The sequence below is a fragment of the Pseudomonas sp. HS6-2 genome (assembly GCF_049325675.2).
Lineage (GTDB): Bacteria > Pseudomonadota > Gammaproteobacteria > Pseudomonadales > Pseudomonadaceae > Aquipseudomonas > Aquipseudomonas putida_N.
In genome coordinates this window covers 5423887-5440003 of record NZ_CM143906.1, presented here as the reverse complement: position 1 = coordinate 5440003, position 16117 = coordinate 5423887, and the positions used below count along the sequence as shown (strand labels likewise).

The 16117-nt window shown below is 63.0% G+C and carries 14 protein-coding genes; 8 read left to right on the top strand and 6 right to left on the bottom strand.

Annotated elements, in window-relative coordinates; genetic code table 11:
• Positions 1 to 65: 65 nt before the first annotated feature.
• The 3 genes from ACOKS3_RS25415 to ACOKS3_RS25405 all read right to left on the bottom strand — a co-directional run bounded on the left by ACOKS3_RS25415 (position 66) and on the right by ACOKS3_RS25405 (position 5832).
• Positions 66 to 2876 (bottom strand): FAD-binding and (Fe-S)-binding domain-containing protein, encoded by a 2811-nt coding sequence (locus ACOKS3_RS25415; RefSeq protein ID WP_103448890.1) that lies wholly within the window; start codon positions 2874 to 2876, stop codon positions 66 to 68.
• Positions 2877 to 2952: 76 nt separating this feature from the next.
• Positions 2953 to 4098, bottom strand: a complete 1146-nt coding sequence (gene lldD, locus ACOKS3_RS25410; RefSeq protein WP_103448891.1) for an FMN-dependent L-lactate dehydrogenase LldD — start codon at positions 4096 to 4098, stop codon at positions 2953 to 2955.
• A 63-nt stretch (positions 4099 to 4161) separates the two neighbouring features.
• On the bottom strand, positions 4162 to 5832 hold the full coding sequence (locus ACOKS3_RS25405) for a lactate permease LctP family transporter (RefSeq protein WP_103448892.1): 1671 nt from the start codon (positions 5830 to 5832) through the stop codon (positions 4162 to 4164).
• Positions 5833 to 6088: 256 nt separating this feature from the next.
• Between ACOKS3_RS25405 and ACOKS3_RS25400 the strand changes: the two genes are divergently transcribed.
• Positions 6089 to 6856 carry an FCD domain-containing protein gene (locus ACOKS3_RS25400; RefSeq protein ID WP_103448893.1) on the top strand — a complete coding sequence of 256 codons (768 nt, stop codon included), beginning with the start codon at positions 6089 to 6091 and terminating at the stop codon, positions 6854 to 6856.
• 61 nt (positions 6857 to 6917) lie between these two features.
• Here the strand turns inward: ACOKS3_RS25400 and smpB are convergent, their stop codons facing one another.
• Entirely contained in the window at positions 6918 to 7400 is a 483-nt protein-coding gene (gene smpB / locus ACOKS3_RS25395) for an SsrA-binding protein SmpB (protein ID WP_027917703.1), read from the bottom strand.
• Positions 7401 to 7563: 163 nt separating this feature from the next.
• Here smpB and ACOKS3_RS25390 point away from each other — a divergent pair, with 163 nt between their 5' ends.
• A complete protein-coding gene (locus ACOKS3_RS25390; RefSeq protein WP_103448894.1) occupies positions 7564 to 8004 on the top strand; it encodes a type II toxin-antitoxin system RatA family toxin in 441 nt (146 codons plus the stop codon).
• A complete protein-coding gene (locus tag ACOKS3_RS25385) occupies positions 7991 to 8281 on the top strand; it encodes an RnfH family protein (protein WP_422764509.1) in 291 nt (96 codons plus the stop codon). Before ACOKS3_RS25390 ends, ACOKS3_RS25385 begins: the two co-directional genes overlap by 14 nt.
• A gap of 61 nt (positions 8282 to 8342) precedes the next feature.
• Here ACOKS3_RS25385 and ACOKS3_RS25380 read toward each other — a convergent pair whose 3' ends face one another.
• Positions 8343 to 8876 (bottom strand): outer membrane protein assembly factor BamE, encoded by a 534-nt coding sequence (locus tag ACOKS3_RS25380; RefSeq protein WP_103448896.1) that lies wholly within the window; start codon positions 8874 to 8876, stop codon positions 8343 to 8345.
• A gap of 97 nt (positions 8877 to 8973) precedes the next feature.
• On the opposite strand from ACOKS3_RS25380, the gene fur reads away from it, so the two are divergent.
• Entirely contained in the window at positions 8974 to 9378 is a 405-nt protein-coding gene (fur, locus tag ACOKS3_RS25375) for a ferric iron uptake transcriptional regulator (RefSeq protein WP_008096237.1), read from the top strand.
• Positions 9379 to 9452: 74 nt separating this feature from the next.
• Here fur and recN read toward each other — a convergent pair whose 3' ends face one another.
• Complete coding sequence (recN, locus tag ACOKS3_RS25370; RefSeq protein WP_422764510.1) at positions 9453 to 11126, bottom strand: DNA repair protein RecN; 1674 nt, start codon at positions 11124 to 11126, stop codon at positions 9453 to 9455.
• 191 nt (positions 11127 to 11317) lie between these two features.
• Between recN and grpE the strand changes: the two genes are divergently transcribed.
• From grpE to dapB, 4 genes are all read left to right on the top strand, one after another.
• Complete coding sequence (grpE, locus tag ACOKS3_RS25365) at positions 11318 to 11872, top strand: nucleotide exchange factor GrpE (protein WP_422764511.1); 555 nt, start codon at positions 11318 to 11320, stop codon at positions 11870 to 11872.
• Between the two features lie 102 nt (positions 11873 to 11974).
• Entirely contained in the window at positions 11975 to 13903 is a 1929-nt protein-coding gene (gene dnaK / locus ACOKS3_RS25360; protein ID WP_422764512.1) for a molecular chaperone DnaK, read from the top strand.
• Between the two features lie 197 nt (positions 13904 to 14100).
• On the top strand, positions 14101 to 15219 hold the full coding sequence (gene dnaJ, locus ACOKS3_RS25355) for a molecular chaperone DnaJ (protein WP_103448900.1): 1119 nt from the start codon (positions 14101 to 14103) through the stop codon (positions 15217 to 15219).
• A 14-nt stretch (positions 15220 to 15233) separates the two neighbouring features.
• Positions 15234 to 16037, top strand: a complete 804-nt coding sequence (dapB, locus tag ACOKS3_RS25350) for a 4-hydroxy-tetrahydrodipicolinate reductase (protein WP_103448901.1) — start codon at positions 15234 to 15236, stop codon at positions 16035 to 16037.
• Positions 16038 to 16117 lie beyond the last annotated feature (80 nt).

Genomic DNA, 16117 nt, shown 5'->3' with positions numbered 1-16117 from the left:
CGAGGGTTCAATCGGGGTGATGGTGTGTGGCAGCTTGAGGGGCCGCAGCGCGGCCCCGGGGCAGGTCAGACGCTGCGCGGGCGGGTGACGCGGTCTACCAGGTAGACCAGGCCGTGATAGTCGATACCGCTGTGGCTGGACAGGCCGATTTCACAGGTGCGGCTGGTAGAGATGCCTTCACTGCAATACTGCACCGCATCCTTCAAGCTACGCAGCGAGTGGGCGTTGAGTTCGGGGGTGGTGAAGCCCTTGTCGCCGGCAAAGCCACAGCAGTGAATGCCTTCCGGAATCACCACCTGCTTGCTGCAACGGCGCGCCAGGTCGATCAGTGCCTGGCTTTCGCCCAGGTGCTGGGTGCTGCAGGTCACGTGCACGGCCACCGGCTCGTCCTGGGGGGTGAACTCCAGCTTGTCGAGCAGGTGGGTGCGGATGAAGCGCACCGGGTCGTACAGGTCCAGCCGGGTTTCGCCCAGGTCTTGCACCAGGCGCAGTGTGCACGGGCTGGTGTCGCAGTAGATCGGGTCGAGGCCGCCGCGGCTGGCGTGGAGCAGGGCGTTGATCAGCTCCTGGCGCTTGTGTTCGGCCTGCTCGGGGTAGCCCTTGGAGGCGAACGGCTGGCCGCAGCAGAGGCTGTCGGCGTTATCCGGGAACACCACTTGGTAACCGGATTTTTCCAGCAGGGCGCGGGTCTTGTCGAGCAGCGAGCTTTGCTCGCGGTCGGCGTAGGCCGGGCCCATCACGCGCGATACGCAGGCGGCGAGGTACACCACGCGGGGGCGGGCGTCGTTGCTCGTCGGGCCGAAGTCCATGGTGCGCAGCGGCTGTGGCATGGCCGGGGTCCACTGCGGCAGGCGGCCTTTGCTGGCCTTGCTCAGTGATGCGCTGAGGCGCCCGAGGCGTGGGGCGCCGAGCAGTTTGCGGGCGGTGTTGGCGGCGGTGAGGGTGAAGCGGGCGCCGCCCAGGGCGGTGTGGAAATGCTCGGCCAGCCAGTCGGCGGCCTTGGCGTGGTTGGCAGCCTGGCTGCGCAGCTTTTTCACCAGTTCGCCGGTGTTGATGCCGACCGGGCAGCGCTGGGCGCACAGGCCAGTGGCGGCGCAGGTGTCGATGCCTTGGTACTGGTAGGTCTGCAGCAGCTCGCGGGTGTCGACGCCGGCGCGTTGCTTCGCCTGGATGTCGCGCCACATGACGATGCGCTGGCGTGGGCTGAGGGTCAGGCCCTTGGAGGGGCACACCGGCTCGCAGAAGCCGCACTCGATGCACTTGTCGACGATTTCGTCGGCGGCGGGCAGTGGCTTGAGGTTCTTCAGGTGGATATCCGGGTCTTCGCTCAGCACGACGTCGGGGTTGAAGATGCCGTTGGGGTCGAGCAGGCGCTTGAGCTTCCACATCAGCTGGTAGGCGTCATGGCCCCATTCCAGCTCCACGAACGGTGCCATGTTGCGGCCGGTGCCGTGTTCGGCCTTGAGCGAGCCGCCAAACTCGACGGCAACCAACTGCGCGACGTCGTCCATGAACGCCTGGTAGCGCGTGACTTCCTCGGCGCTGTTGAAACCCTGGGTGAAGACGAAGTGCAGGTTACCCTCCAGCGCGTGGCCGAAGATGATCGCCTCGTCGTAGTGGTGCTTGTCGAACAGCTGGATCAGGCGGTTGACGCCTTCGGCCAGCTGCTCGACGGGGAAGGTGACGTCTTCGATGATCACCGTGGTGCCGGTCTGGCGCACGGCGCCGACGGCGGGGAAGGTATCCTTGCGGATTTTCCACAGCTGGTTGTACACGGCCGGGTCTTCACTGAAGTCGACCTTCTGCTCCAGCGGGTAGTCGGCGATCGAGGCCATTACCAATTGCAGTTGTTCGTGCAGCAGGCTCTGGCTGGCGGCGCGGGACTCGATCAGCAGGGCGCAGGCGTTGTCCGACAGGCCTTTGACCCACAGCGGCATGCCCGGCATGTTCTGCACCGAACGCAGGCTGCGGCGGTCGAGCAGTTCCACGGCGGACACCGGCTGGCGCTTGAGTACGGTGACGGCGCGGCAGCAGCTTTCCACGCTAGGGAACACCAGCAGGGCGCTGGCCTTGTGCGGGTGATCGGGCACGGTGTCGTAGGTGACGGCGCTGATGAAGCCCAGGGTACCTTCGGAACCGACCAGCAAGTGCTGCAGGATATCCAGCGGCTGGTCGTAGTCCACCAGCGCATTGAGTGACAGGCCAGTGGTGTTCTTCAGTCGGTATTTGTGCCGGATGCGGTCGGCCAGTTCGGTGTTGGCGCGAGTTTCGCGGCCCAGGCGGGCCAGCGATTCGAGCAGGTCGGCGTGGCTGCTTTTGAAGGCTGCGACACTGGCCGGATCTTCGCTGTCCAGGCGGGTGCCGTCGGCCAGCACCAGGCGTAGGCCGGCGAGGGTGTGGTAGGTGTTCTGGGCGGTGCCGCAGCACATGCCGCTGGCGTTGTTGGCGACGATGCCGCCGATCTTGCAGGCATTGATCGAAGCCGGGTCGGGGCCGATCTTGCGCCCGTACGGGGCCAGCCACGCGTTGGCCTGGGCGCCGATGACGCCGGGTTGCAGGCGGATCTGCTCGCCCTGGCCGCGGATTTCACGGCCGTTCCAGTTATCGCCGAGCACGATCAGCACCGAGTCGCTGATGGCTTGGCCGGACAGGCTGGTGCCGGCGGCGCGGAAGGTCACTGGTACGCGATCGCGTTGGGCCAGTTGAATCAGCCCGACCACTTCGTCCTCGGACTCGACGCGCACCACCAGCTTGGGAATCAGCCGGTAGAAGCTGGCATCGGTGCCGAAGGCCAGGGTGGATGTCGGGTCGTCGAAACGTCGTTCGGCGGGGATCAGGCGCTCGGCATCACGCAGGAACGCAGCGGGCAGGCTCATGCAATCTCCTCGCGGGGCCGCAGCGTCTGGCGCGCGGCGTGCCCCCGGTCATTCAGGCGGTACGGTTGGCAGGCGCTCAGGCGCCCAGTTCGCGGACCAGCGAGTCGCGGGTGATCTCGCTGATCGACTTGGCGCCGGTCAGCACCATGGCCACGCGCATTTCCTTCTCGAACAGTTCGAGCAGGTTTTTCACCCCGGCCTGGCCATGCACCGCCAGGGCCCAGAGGAAGGCGCGGCCGATCAGCACGGTGTCGGCGCCGAGGGCGATCATGCGCACCACGTCGAGGCCGCTGCGGATGCCGGAGTCGGCGAGGATCTTCAGGTCACCTTTGACCGCGTCGGCAATCGCCGGCAGGGCGCGGGCGCTGGACAGCACGCCGTCGAGCTGGCGGCCGCCGTGGTTCGACACGACGATGCCGTCGGCGCCGAACTTGACCGCGTCACGGGCATCATCGGCGTCAAGGATGCCCTTGATGATCATTGGGCCGTCCCAGAATTCACGAATCCACTCCAGGTCCTTCCACGAGATCGACGGGTCGAAGTTGTTGCCCAGCCAGCCGATGTAGTCGGCAAGGCCGGTGGGGTTGCCGCGGTACTTGGAGATGTTGCCCAGGTCGTGCGGGCGGCCCATCACGCCGACGTCCCACGCCCACTCAGGGTGCGTCATGGCCTGCAGCACGCGGCGGATCGGGCCGTTCGCGCCGCTCATGCCGGAGTGGGCGTCGCGGTAGCGGGCGCCGGGCACCGGCATGTCGACGGTGAACACCAGGGTTTTCACGCCGGCGGCCTTGGCCCGCTCCAGGGCGTTGCGCATGAAGCCGCGGTCCTTGAGCACGTACAGCTGGAACCACATCGGCCGGTCGATGGCGGGCGCCACTTCTTCGATCGGGCACACCGACACCGTCGACATGGTGAAAGGAATGCCATGGGCTGCCGCCGCGCGCGCCGCCTGCACTTCGCCACGGCGGGCGTACATGCCGGTAAGGCCGACCGGGGCCAGGGCCACGGGCATGCTCAGGGTCTCGTCGAACAGTTTGGTTTCCAGGCTGAGCTCGGACATGTTCTTCAGCACGCGCTGGCGCAGGGCAATGCTGGCCAGGTCCGAGACGTTGTGGCGTAGGGTGTGCTCGGCGTAGGCACCGCCGTCGGCGTAGTGGAAGAGGAAGGGAGGCAGCTTGCGTTGGGCCGCGGCGCGATAGTCGGTGGAGGCGGAAATGATCATGGATTCTCGCAGCGTGGGTTGAAGGAGATGCCGGGCGCGTGATGGCGCCCGGCCCCTTTCACTTTAGTGATGAACCAGCATGCCGGTCAGCCAGTAGGCCTGGATCAGGGTGATCAGGCCGACGATGGTGGCGAAGAACAGGCTGTGCTTGACGGTGAAGCGGAACAGGTCGGATTCCTTGCCGACCAGGCCGGTGGCGGCGCAAGCCACGGCGATCGACTGTGGCGAGATCATCTTGCCGGTCACGCCGCCGCTGGTGTTGGCCGCTACCAGCAGGGTGTCGTTGACCCCGATCTGGTGCGCGGTGGTGGCCTGCAGCGAACTGAACAGGGCATTGGACGAGGTGTCGGAACCGGTCAGGAACACGCCCAGCCAGCCGAGGAACGGCGAGAAGAACGGGAACGCGGCGCCTGTGCCGGCCAGCACCAGGGCCATGGTCGAAGACATGCCCGAGTAGTTGGTGACGAAGGCGAAGGCCAGCACCATGCCAATCGACAGGATCGGCCAGCGCAGTTCCCAGAAGGTCTCTTTGAAAGTGGTCAGACCAGTTTTGAAGTTGATCTTCAGCACGGCCATGGAGATCAGGGCCGAGAGGAATATGGCCGTGCCGGTGGCGGAGATCGGGTCGAGCTTGAACACCGCTGGCATGGCCGTCGGCGCGGTGACGATCGGCGCGGTCTTGATCACCAGTTGGTCGAGGTGTGGGATGGCGAAGTTGAACACGAAGTTGTACATCGCGCCGCCCGGGGCGAAGGCCGCCTTGAACGGCTTCAGGGTCCAAATGGTGACCAGCACGGTGAGGATCAGGAACGGCGACCACGCCTTGAAGATTTCGCCGAAGCTGTACGGGGTCGGCTGGCTGCCGCTCGGCTGCACCACGGCGGCGCCGACGCTGCCTTTGGCTTCGCTGAATGAGCGCTTGGGTTGCCAGACTTTCAGGAACAGCGTCAGGCAGATCAGGCTGGCCAGGGCCGAGGTGATGTCTGGCAGCTCAGGGCCGATGAAGTTCGAGGTGAAGTACTGGGTCACGGCGAAGCTCAGGCCGGCAACCAGGGCGGCAGGCCAGGTTTCCTTCACGCCGCGCAGGCCGTCCATCATGAACACCAGCCAGAATGGTACGAACAGCGACAGCAGTGGCAGCTGGCGGCCGGTCATGGCGCCGATGTGGAAGGCGTCGATGCCGGTGACCTGGCCGGCCACGATGATCGGGATGCCCAGGGCGCCGAAGGCCACCGGTGCGGTGTTGGCGATCAGGCACAGGCCGGCGGCATACAACGGGTTGAAGCCCAGGCCCACCAGCAGCGCGGCAGTGATGGCCACCGGGGCGCCGAAGCCGGCCGCACCTTCGAGGAAGGCACCGAAGCAGAAGCCGATCAGCAGCACTTGCAGGCGCTGGTCGTCGGTGATCGACAGCACCGAGCTGCGGATCACTTCGAACTGGCCGCTCTTGACCGTGAGTTTGTACAGGAACACCGCGGCAACGATGATCCAGGCAATCGGCCAGAGGCCGTAGAGGAAGCCATAACCTGCGGCAGCAAGGGCCATGTCGACAGGCATCTGGAAGGCGAAGATCGCCACCAGGATCGACAGGCCAAGGGTGATGCTGCCAGCCACGTGCCCTTTGAGGCGGAACACGGCCAGGGCCAGGAAGAAGAACACGATAGGGATGACCGCCGCCAGTGCGGACAGGCCGAGACTACCAAGCGGGGTATAGAGTTGTTGCCAGGTTTGCATATGGGGTGGCCCCTAATTGTTGTTGGTCAGGCACTGGCATTGGATAATTGGTAAGACCAATTTACAATGGCTGGCCGCTAGGTTAAAAGCGCTGTTGTGGGTGTGTCAATTTGTCTCGTGCAAAACTTTGGTCGCGGGTCGATGAACGGGCAGCTGCTTGCAGGCGAAAACCGCCGCCTGATGCGTGCTGGCGTGGCGTGGATCGGCGAGAATAGGCACCCCCGTGAAATTGGCCGGGGTTTGTGGAGAGCATGTGATGGTTTTTGATCAGGTCCGCCAACGGCGCCTGTCCGACGACATCGTCGATCGGTTGGAAGGGATGATTCTGGAAGGCACGCTGACCTCTGGGCAGCGGCTGCCGGCCGAACGCGTCCTGGCCGAGCAGTTCGGTGTGTCGCGCCCGTCACTGCGTGAGGCGATCCAGAAGCTGGTGGCCAAGGGGCTGCTGGTGAGCCGCCAGGGTGGCGGCAATTACGTGGCCGAATCGCTCGGCTCGACGTTCAGTGACCCGCTGCTGCAATTGCTCGAGCACAGTGCAGAGGCGCAGCGCGACCTGCTCGAGTTTCGCCATACCTTGGAGGCGTCATGCGCCTACTACGCGGCCCAGCGCGCTACCGAGCCCGATCGCGCGCGGCTGAAGGCGGCGTTCGATACCTTGCAGGATTGCTATGCGCGCGCAGACGAGGTAACGCGGGCGGAGGAGGGCGCGGCCGATGCACGCTTCCACCTGGCAATTGCCGAGGCCAGCCATAACGCGGTGTTGCTGCATACCATTCGTGGCCTGTTCGATCTGCTCAAGCGCAACGTGGTGACCAACATCGGTGGCATGTATCAGCAGCGCACGGAAACACGCGACATGCTGATCAATCAGCACCGCGAGTTATACCAGGCGATTGTCGAGGGTAGGGCGGAGGATGCGCGGGAGGTATCCAGCCGGCACATTCTGTATGTGCAGGAGGTGCTGGAAGAGGCGCAGGACGAGGCGCAGCGTGTAGCGCGGGCGGAGCGGCGCAGCGGGCGTTGAGATGGGGGACTGCCTCTTCGCGGGTAAACCCGCGAAGAGGCAGTCACAGGCTAAAGAGTGATTACTCTTCCTTGCCCTTGTTCCGCACCGCACGCTGCAGCTCGCGGTTGGAGTCGCGTTCGCGCATGGTGTCGCGCTTGTCGAACTCCTTCTTGCCCTTGCCAAGCGCGATCTCGCACTTGATCAGGTGCTTGCTCCAGTACAGCGCCAACGCCACGCAGGTGTAGCCTTTTTGCGCCACGGCGGCCTCCACACGCTCGAGCTCGCGCTTGTTCAGCAGCAGCTTGCGGGTGCGCATGGGGTCGGCGATGACGTGGGTGCTGGCGGTGTTCAGCGGGGTGATGTGGCTGCCGAACAGCCAGGCTTCGCCATCCTTGAGCAGCACGTAGCTGTCGGTCAGGTGCGCCTTGCCGGCCCGCAGGCTTTTTACTTCCCAGCCGGACAGGACCAGCCCGGCCTCGAACTTGTGTTCGATGAAGTAATCGTGTCGCGCCTTTTTGTTTTGCGCGATGGTCCCGGTCGGATGTTTCTTTTGTTTAGCCATAGGGGCGGCATTATAGGCAAGTCATAACCCGGTCGGCTATGGGATTTCGGTGTGCTTGAGCCACTGCAATGAATACCGGACAATACAAGGCCTGTTCTATGCACTGAACCTGTTTTCGGCACGCTGCGAAGCGCCGCCACCCAGCCTTGGAAGTGACGCCTGGATGACTACCCATATTCAACGTTCCGCCCTGCTGCCGTACCCTGCCCAGGCGCTCTACGATCTGGTCAATGATGTGGCCAGCTACCCTGAATTCCTGCCCTGGTGCTCGGCGTCGACCGTGATCGAGGCCAGTGACACGCACATGCGGGCGAAGCTGGAAGTGGCCAAGGGCGGCATGAGCCAGCAGTTCGTCACCCGCAATGTGCTGGTGCCAGGGCAGTCCATCGAGATGAATCTGGAAGAGGGGCCGTTCACTCAGCTGCATGGCCTGTGGGTGTTCAAGCCGCTCGGTGAAAAGGCCTGCAAGATCAGCCTGGACCTGACCTTCGACTACGCCGGCGCAATTGTGCGTGCCACGCTTGGGCCGCTGTTCAATCAGGCAGCCAATACCCTGGTGGATGCGTTCTGCCAGCGTGCCAAGCAGCTCAATGGTCAAGGTTGAAGTGGCCTACGCCACGGCCGAGCGCCAGTGGCTGTTGGTCTGTGACGTAGCGGATGGGACGACTGTGCGTGAAGCATTGCGCCTGTCCGGGATTGCCGCGCAAGTCGGCGGGCTGAATGTCGAGGAATGCTCGGTGGGCATTTTTGGCAAGGTGGTCGCGGATGCGCACGAGCGTGTGGTCGAGGAGGGGGATCGCCTGGAGATCTACCGGCCTCTGCTGATCGACCCGGTCGAGGCGCGCAGGCAGCGTGCCGCACAGGCCAAGGCCAAGCGCTAGCTGCTCTGGCAGGCAATAAAAAGCCCGGACCATGGTCCGGGCTTTTTCGTCTGGCCGGCAATTACTGCGGCGAGGTTTCCAGCGGTGCTGGCGTCGGCACTGGGGTGGTCTCGATGGTATCGATCTCGCGCTGGATGGATTCTTCCGTCGAGCCTGGCTTGGCTGGCTTCTCTTCCGGCTGCGGCTTGGCCTGCTCTGGCTGGGTGGCCGGGCTGACCGTGGTGTTGCTGCTGCCACCGAGGATTTCCTGGTCGCGGCTCACACCTGGCATGAAGTCGCCAGACAGGCTGACCAGTTGGTCGCTGTCGTTGAAGAAGATACTCATGCGTTCCTGCTGGCGTTTGCCGCCACCAGGTTGCAGGCTATACAGGTAGTCCCAACGGTTGGTGTTGAAAGTGTCCTGCAGCAACGGGTTACCCATGATAAACCTTACTTGCCGACGGGTCATTCCGGGGCGTAATTGGTCTATCATGTCTTGCGTGACGACATTGCCCTGCTGGATGTCGATCTTGTAAACCCCGGGAAACGAGCAACCGGCGAGTGCGAGCAGTCCCGCGAGGGCGAGGCTGTTTAGCAAGAGCTTGGTGTTTTGCATCGGTGGGCGACTTCCACTATCTTGGCTGGACAACGTAAACCCCGATCATACCCGTATTAAGAGAAGCTGCGAAGCAGCATCGGCGAGAAAGCTGACCATGGTTGAAAATAGCGAATTGCGCAAAGCCGGCCTCAAGGTGACCCTGCCTCGAGTCAAGATCCTTCAGATGCTCGACTCCACCGAGCAACGTCACATGAGCGCCGAGGATGTTTACAAGGCGCTGATGGAGGCTGGCGAGGACGTCGGTCTGGCAACCGTCTATCGTGTACTGACCCAGTTCGAAGCAGCTGGCCTGGTGGTGCGCCATAACTTCGACGGTGGCCATGCGGTGTTCGAGCTGGCTGACGGCGGTCACCACGACCATATGGTCAACGTGGAGACCAGTGAAGTCATCGAGTTCATGGACGCTGAAATCGAGCGCCGCCAGAAAGAGATCGTGGCCGAGCATGGCTACGAGCTCGTGGACCACAATCTGGTCCTTTATGTGCGTAAGAAAAAGTAACGATTTAGCTCGTTATGAATGACAAAGGCGACCTTCGGGTCGCCTTTGTGCTTTCTGGCAGCCTGAAGGTGCTCTCAGGCCTTGCCGGAAACCACCATCTTGCGCGCATGGGCCAGGGATTCCTTGGTCAGGTCGATGCCGCCCAGCATGCGCGCCACTTCCTCGACCCGCTCGCGCTTGCCCAGGCTGGCTACTGCGGTGTGGGTGGTATCGCTGTTGCGCACCTTGTGCACGAACAGGTGATGGTGCCCTTGCGCCGCCACCTGAGGCAGGTGGGTCACGGTCAGGACCTGGCCGCGCTCGCCCAGGCGACGCAGCAACTGGCCGACGATTTCGGCCGTAGGGCCGCCGATGCCGACGTCTACTTCGTCGAACACCAGGGTCGGAATGCGCGAGGTCTGCGCGGTGATCACCTGGATCGCGAGGCTGATGCGTGACAGCTCGCCCCCGGACGCTACCTTGGCCAGTCCCTTGAGTGGCTGCCCGGGGTTGGCGCTGACCAGCAGTTCGATCTGCTCCAGACCATGGGGTGATAGGTCGTTGCCTTCATTGGGGGTGAGTTCGATGCAGAACCGACCGCCCGGCATGCCCAGGCGCTGAATTTCCTGCTCCACGGCGACAGCCAGCTGTTTGGCTGCCTGCTGGCGCAGGGCGCTCAGTTCCAGTGCCTTCACTTTATAGTGCTGGGCAAAGGCACCAAGCTCCTCGCCCAGGCGTTCGATCGACTCGTCACTGGCGTTCAGGCCTTCGAGTTCGTCCATCAGCTGCTGCTGCAGGTGCGGCAGTTCGGTGGGATGAACGCGGTGCTTGCGCGCCAGGGTGTAGATCGTGTCGAGGCGCTCTTCCAGGGCTTGCAGACGCATGGGGTCTGCATCGAAGTTGTCGAGGAAGCGGTTGAGCTCGCCCATCGCTTCTTCTACCTGAATCTGTGCGCTGGCGATCATGTTCGCGGCTTCGCCCAATGCACGCGGGGCGTTTGCTGCAGCGCCGAGGCGATTGAGGCTGGAGGTGAGGGTGCTGAGCACGTTGCCCGAATCGCTTTCGCTGCACTGGTCGATGACCTGGCGGCAGATGCCGAAGAGGGCTTCGGCGTTGGTCAGGTTCTTGTGTTCCTGCTCCAGTTGTTCCAGTTCGTTTTCGCCCAGGCCGAGGTTGTCGAGTTCTTCAAGCTGGTAGCTCAGCAGCTGATGGCGGGCGCGTTGCTCGTCGCCGGAGTTGCTCAGCCGCTCAAGCTCCAGGCGGGTCTGGTTCCAACGCTTGGCGGCAAGCTGTACCTGGCGGGCCAGGTCGATGGCGCCGGCGTATTCGTCCACCAGGCGGCGGTGGGTGTCGGTCTTCAGCAGTGACTGGTGTTCATGCTGGCTGTGGATGTCGATCAGTAGCTCGCCGAGCGCCTTGAGGTCGCCGAGCGGGCAGGGCGTACCGTTGATATAGCCACGGCTGCGGCCTTCGGCGGTGATGACCCGGCGCAGGATGCACAGGCCGTCGTTGTCCAGGTCGCGTTCGGCCAGCCAGGCATGGGCTTCGGGGATGTCCACCAGGTCGAACGTGGCCAGGATGTCCGCCTTGTCGGTGCCGGGGCGCACCACGCCGCTGTCGGCACGGTCGCCCAAGGCAAGGCCGAGGGCGTCGAGCATGATCGACTTGCCTGCACCGGTCTCGCCGGTGATGACCGACATGCCGCGGGCGATTTCGAGGTCGAGGTGTTCGACGATGGCGTAGTTGTGGATGGACAGGTGCACCAGCATGGGGGCGGCTCCCGAAGTTCAGGTCTGGTTATTTATACAGTACTTTTTTCAGCCCTGCCAATGCCCTCTGGCGGATTCTGTTGCGGCCTGCAAAACCCACTTGCCCCTTGAAGCTGGTTTTTCCGGCCCCATATAGCCGGCAGACACGGCGAGCTTTGCTCGTACAACAGAAATTGCGGAGGAGAGAACCCATGGCTGACGAACAGCTGAATGAAAAAGACCTTAACGCCGAAGAGGCTGGTGCAGTGGATAACGGCGCCCGCGTTCAGGAGCTCGAGGAGCAGCTGGCCGCCGCCAAGGATCAGTCCCTGCGTGTTGCTGCAGAAGCGCAGAACAGCATTCGCCGCGCCGAACAGGAAGTCGACAAGGCCCGCAAGTTCGCCCTCGAGAAGTTTGCTGGCGACCTGCTGCCGGTGATCGACAGCCTGGAGATGGCTCTGACCCACCTCAACCCTGAGGATGACCAGGTCAAGAACACCCGTGAAGGCGTCGAGCTGACCCTGAAAATGTTCCAGGACACCCTCAAGCGCTACAACCTCGAAGCCATCGAGCCGCACGGCCAGCCGTTCAATCCTGATCACCACCAGGCCATGGCCATGCAGGAAAACGCCGACGTCGAGCCGAACAGCGTGCTGAACGTCTTCCAGAAAGGTTACCTGCTCAACGGCCGCCTGCTGCGCCCCGCCATGGTGGTGGTGAGCAAGGCTCCGGTTGCCCCGCAACCTTCTATCGATGAGAAGGCTTGAAATCTTTCGGGTCATCCCCATCTAGGTGTCAAGCGTTCAAGTATTACCGCAGTTGGCCAGAAGTAGCCGCTGCCACCAAATTCAAGTTTCGGGAGAGTTAACATGGGCAAAATCATCGGTATCGACCTGGGGACCACCAACTCGTGCGTCTCCATTCTGGAAAACGGTAACGTCAAGGTCATCGAAAACGCCGAAGGCGCGCGTACTACCCCTTCGATCGTGGCCTACGCCAACGACGGCGAAATCCTGGTAGGGCAGTCGGCCAAGCGCCAGGCTGTCACCAACCCGCACAACACTCTGTTCGCAGTGAAGCGCCTGATCGGCCGCCGCTTCGAAGAAGACGTCGTGCAGAAAGACATCAAGCTGGTGCCATACAAGATTGTCAAAGGTGGTAACGGCGACGCTTGGGTACAGGCCAACGGCAAGGACATGGCGCCGCCACAGATCAGCGCCGAAGTGCTGAAGAAAATGAAGAAGACCGCCGAAGACTACCTCGGCGAGTCCGTGACCGAAGCGGTCATCACCGTTCCGGCCTACTTCAACGATAGCCAGCGCCAGGCTACCAAGGACGCCGGCCGCATCGCCGGTCTGGACGTCAAGCGCATCATCAACGAGCCGACCGCTGCTGCACTGGCGTACGGCATGGACAAGGCCAAGGGCGACCACACCGTCATCGTTTATGACCTGGGTGGTGGTACCTTCGACGTTTCGGTCATCGAAATCGCCGAAGTCGACGGTGAGCACCAGTTCGAAGTACTGGCCACCAACGGCGACACCTTCCTGGGTGGCGAAGACTTCGACATGCGCCTGATCGACTACCTTGTAGACGAGTTCAAGAAAGAGTCCGGCATGGACCTGAAGAACGATCCACTGGCCCTGCAGCGTCTGAAAGAAGCTGCTGAAAAGGCCAAGATCGAGCTGTCCTCGGCCCAGTCGACCGACGTCAACCTGCCGTACATCACTGCAGACGCTACCGGTCCGAAGCACCTGAACGTGAAGATCTCCCGCGCCAAGCTGGAGTCGCTGGTCGAAGACCTGGTCAACCGTACCATCGAACCGTGCCGCATCGCCCTGAAAGACGCCGGCATCGATGCCAGCAAGATCGACGACGTGATCCTGGTCGGTGGCCAGACCCGTATGCCGATGGTGCAGAAGGCCGTTGCTGACTTCTTCGGTAAAGAAGCGCGCAAGGACGTCAACCCGGACGAAGCCGTGGCCATGGGTGCTGCCATCCAGGGCGCCGTACTGGCCGGTGACGTGAAAGACGTACTGCTGCTGGACGTAAGCCCGCTGACCCTGGGTATCGAAACCATGGGTGGTGTGATGACCGCGCTGATCGAGAAGAACACCACCATCCCGACCAAGAAGTCGCAGGTGTTCTCGACTGCCGACGACAACCAGGGTGCCGTGACCATTCACGTTCTGCAGGGCGAGCGTAAGCAGGCTGCGCAGAACAAGTCGCTGGGCAAGTTCGACCTGGCTGACATTCCGCCAGCGCCACGTGGCGTGCCTCAGATCGAAGTGACCTTCGACATCGACGCCAACGGCATCCTGCATGTCGGCGCCAAAGACAAGGCCACCGGCAAGGCTCAGTCGATCGTGATCAAGGCCAACTCTGGCCTGTCCGACGAAGAAATCGAGCGCATGGTGCGTGACGCCGAGGCCAACGCCGAGGAAGACCGCAAGTTCGAAGAGCTGGCCGCTGCCCGTAACCAGGGTGACGCGCTGGTGCACTCGACTCGCAAGATGGTCGCTGACGCCGGTGACAAGGTCACTGCTGAAGAGAAGACCGCGATCGAAGCCGCCGTGGTTGCCCTGGAAGCCGCTGTCAAAGGCGACGACAAGGCTGCCATCGACGCCAAGGTCGAAGAGCTGTCCAAGGTATCGGCTCCGGTTGCCCAGAAGATGTACGCCGAGCAGCAGGCCGAACAGCCTCAGGGTGGCGCTCAGCAGCACGCCGAGCCGGAAGCCAAGCACGATGACGTGGTTGACGCCGAGTTCGAAGAAGTGAAAGGCGACGACAAGAAGTAATCGTTGCCTGCTGTCGACCCGTTCACCGGCTTGTGCCGGTGAACTGGTAAGGTGTCGCCGCGCGGGGGCTTGCTCCCGCGTTGGCGTATCTGGAATTCGAGATTTTTTACAGCATTTGTCTGGGCCATTCGTGGTGTGCAGGCAGGTGCTGATGGCGCGGCGCAGATGCCGGACGCCCCACAAGGTGCAAATGACCTATGTCCAAGCGTGATTATTATGAGGTCCTGGGTGTCGAGCGCGGCGCCAGCGAAGCTGACCTCAAGAAGGCCTACCGCCGCCTGGCGATGAAATACCACCCGGACCGCAACCCGGGCGATAAAGAGTCGGAAGACAAGTTCAAGGAGGCCAACGAGGCCTACGAAGTACTGTCCGATGCCAGCAAGCGCGCGGCGTTCGACCAGTACGGCCATGCCGGCGTCGACCCGAGCATGGGTGGCGGCGGTGCCGGCTTCGGCGGTGCCAACTTCTCCGACATCTTCGGCGATGTTTTCAGTGACTTCTTCGGTGGCAGTCGCGGTGGCGGACGTGGCGGTGCCCAGCGTGGCAGCGACCTGCGCTACACCCTGGAGCTGAATCTCGAAGAGGCGGTGCGTGGCACCACGGTCAGCATCCGCGTGCCCACGCTGGTCAACTGCAAGCCATGTGACGGTTCTGGCGCCAAGAAGGGTTCGACCCCGTCGACCTGCCCGACCTGCGGCGGTATCGGTCAGGTACGCATGCAGCAGGGCTTCTTCTCGGTGCAGCAGACCTGCCCACGCTGCCACGGCCAGGGCAAGATCATCACCGACCCGTGCACCTCCTGCCATGGCGAAGGCCGTGTCGAGGAATACAAGACCCTGTCGGTCAAGGTGCCGGCTGGTGTCGATACCGGCGATCGCATTCGCCTTTCCGGCGAGGGCGAGGCGGGCACCCATGGTGGTCCGACCGGCGATCTGTATGTTGTGATCAACGTGCGCGAGCACGAGATCTTCCAGCGTGACGGCAAGCACCTGTATTGCGAAGTGCCGATCAGCTACACCGATGCTGCCCTGGGTGGCGAGCTGGAAGTGCCGACCCTCGATGGTCGCGTGAAGCTGAAAATTCCGGAAGGCACCCAGACCGGCAAGCAGTTCCGCTTGCGTGGCAAGGGTGTTGCCCCGGTGCGCGGTGGTGGTGCCGGTGATCTGTTGTGCCGCGTGGCGGTCGAGACCCCGGTCAACCTGACCCGTCGCCAGCGTGAACTGCTCGAAGAGCTGCGCAGCTCGCTGGAAGGCGACAACTCGCCCAAGGCCAACGGCTGGTTCGATGGCGTGAAGCGCTTCTTCGGCGATCTCTGAGAAGGAAAATGGCTATGCGACGTATTGCAGTGATGGGCGCGGCGGGGCGGATGGGCAAGACCCTCATCGAAGCCGTTCAGCAAACCCCTGGTGCGGGGCTGACAGCGGCGATCGATCGTCCGGACAGCTCGCTGGTCGGGGCCGATGCGGGTGAGCTGGCAGCGCTGGGTCGGATCGGCGTACTGCTGTCCGATGACCTGGCCAAGGTTGCCGATGAATTCGACGTGCTGATCGACTTCACTCACCCTTCGGTGACGCTGAAGAACCTGGCGTTCTGCCGCAAGCACGGCAAGGCGATGATCATTGGTACCACTGGTTTCACCGCCGAGGAGAAGCAATTGCTCGCCGAGGCGGGCAAGGACATCCCGATCGTGTTCGCCGCCAACTTCAGTGTCGGTGTCAATCTCAGCCTCAAGCTGCTGGACATGGCTGCGCGGGTATTGGGTGATGATGTCGACATCGAGATCATCGAGGCGCACCACCGTCACAAGGTCGATGCGCCGTCGGGTACCGCGCTGCGCATGGGTGAAGTGGTTGCCAATGCGCTGGGGCGGGATCTGCGGGAAGTGGCGGTGTATGGCCGTGAAGGCCAGACCGGCGCGCGTGATCGCAAGACCATTGGCTTTGCCACCGTGCGTGCCGGCGATGTGGTCGGTGATCACACCGTGCTGTTCGCTGCTGAAGGTGAGCGCCTGGAAATCACCCACAAGGCTTCCAGCCGCATGACCTTCGCCAAGGGCGCGGTGCGTGCTGCACTGTGGCTGGATGGGCGCGAACCGGGCCTGTACGACATGCAGGACGTGCTCGAGCTGCGCTGAGCAGCTCGGGTCGCTGCGCCCTCTGTCGCAATCATGTGTTTTAGAGACACATATGCGGTAGACCGAAAACGCACTTTTCT

Coding starts and splice junctions, on each gene's coding strand:
- ACOKS3_RS25415 (WP_103448890.1), bottom strand. CDS start 2,876: ATGAGCCTGCCCGCTGCGTTCCTGCGTGATGCCGAGCGCCTGATCCCC.
- lldD (WP_103448891.1), bottom strand. CDS start 4,098: ATGATCATTTCCGCCTCCACCGACTATCGCGCCGCGGCCCAACGCAAG.
- ACOKS3_RS25405 (WP_103448892.1), bottom strand. CDS start 5,832: ATGCAAACCTGGCAACAACTCTATACCCCGCTTGGTAGTCTCGGCCTG.
- ACOKS3_RS25400 (WP_103448893.1), top strand. CDS start 6,089: ATGGTTTTTGATCAGGTCCGCCAACGGCGCCTGTCCGACGACATCGTC.
- smpB (WP_027917703.1), bottom strand. CDS start 7,400: ATGGCTAAACAAAAGAAACATCCGACCGGGACCATCGCGCAAAACAAA.
- ACOKS3_RS25390 (WP_103448894.1), top strand. CDS start 7,564: ATGACTACCCATATTCAACGTTCCGCCCTGCTGCCGTACCCTGCCCAG.
- ACOKS3_RS25385 (WP_422764509.1), top strand. CDS start 7,991: ATGGTCAAGGTTGAAGTGGCCTACGCCACGGCCGAGCGCCAGTGGCTG.
- ACOKS3_RS25380 (WP_103448896.1), bottom strand. CDS start 8,876: ATGCAAAACACCAAGCTCTTGCTAAACAGCCTCGCCCTCGCGGGACTG.
- fur (WP_008096237.1), top strand. CDS start 8,974: ATGGTTGAAAATAGCGAATTGCGCAAAGCCGGCCTCAAGGTGACCCTG.
- recN (WP_422764510.1), bottom strand. CDS start 11,126: ATGCTGGTGCACCTGTCCATCCACAACTACGCCATCGTCGAACACCTC.
- grpE (WP_422764511.1), top strand. CDS start 11,318: ATGGCTGACGAACAGCTGAATGAAAAAGACCTTAACGCCGAAGAGGCT.
- dnaK (WP_422764512.1), top strand. CDS start 11,975: ATGGGCAAAATCATCGGTATCGACCTGGGGACCACCAACTCGTGCGTC.
- dnaJ (WP_103448900.1), top strand. CDS start 14,101: ATGTCCAAGCGTGATTATTATGAGGTCCTGGGTGTCGAGCGCGGCGCC.
- dapB (WP_103448901.1), top strand. CDS start 15,234: ATGCGACGTATTGCAGTGATGGGCGCGGCGGGGCGGATGGGCAAGACC.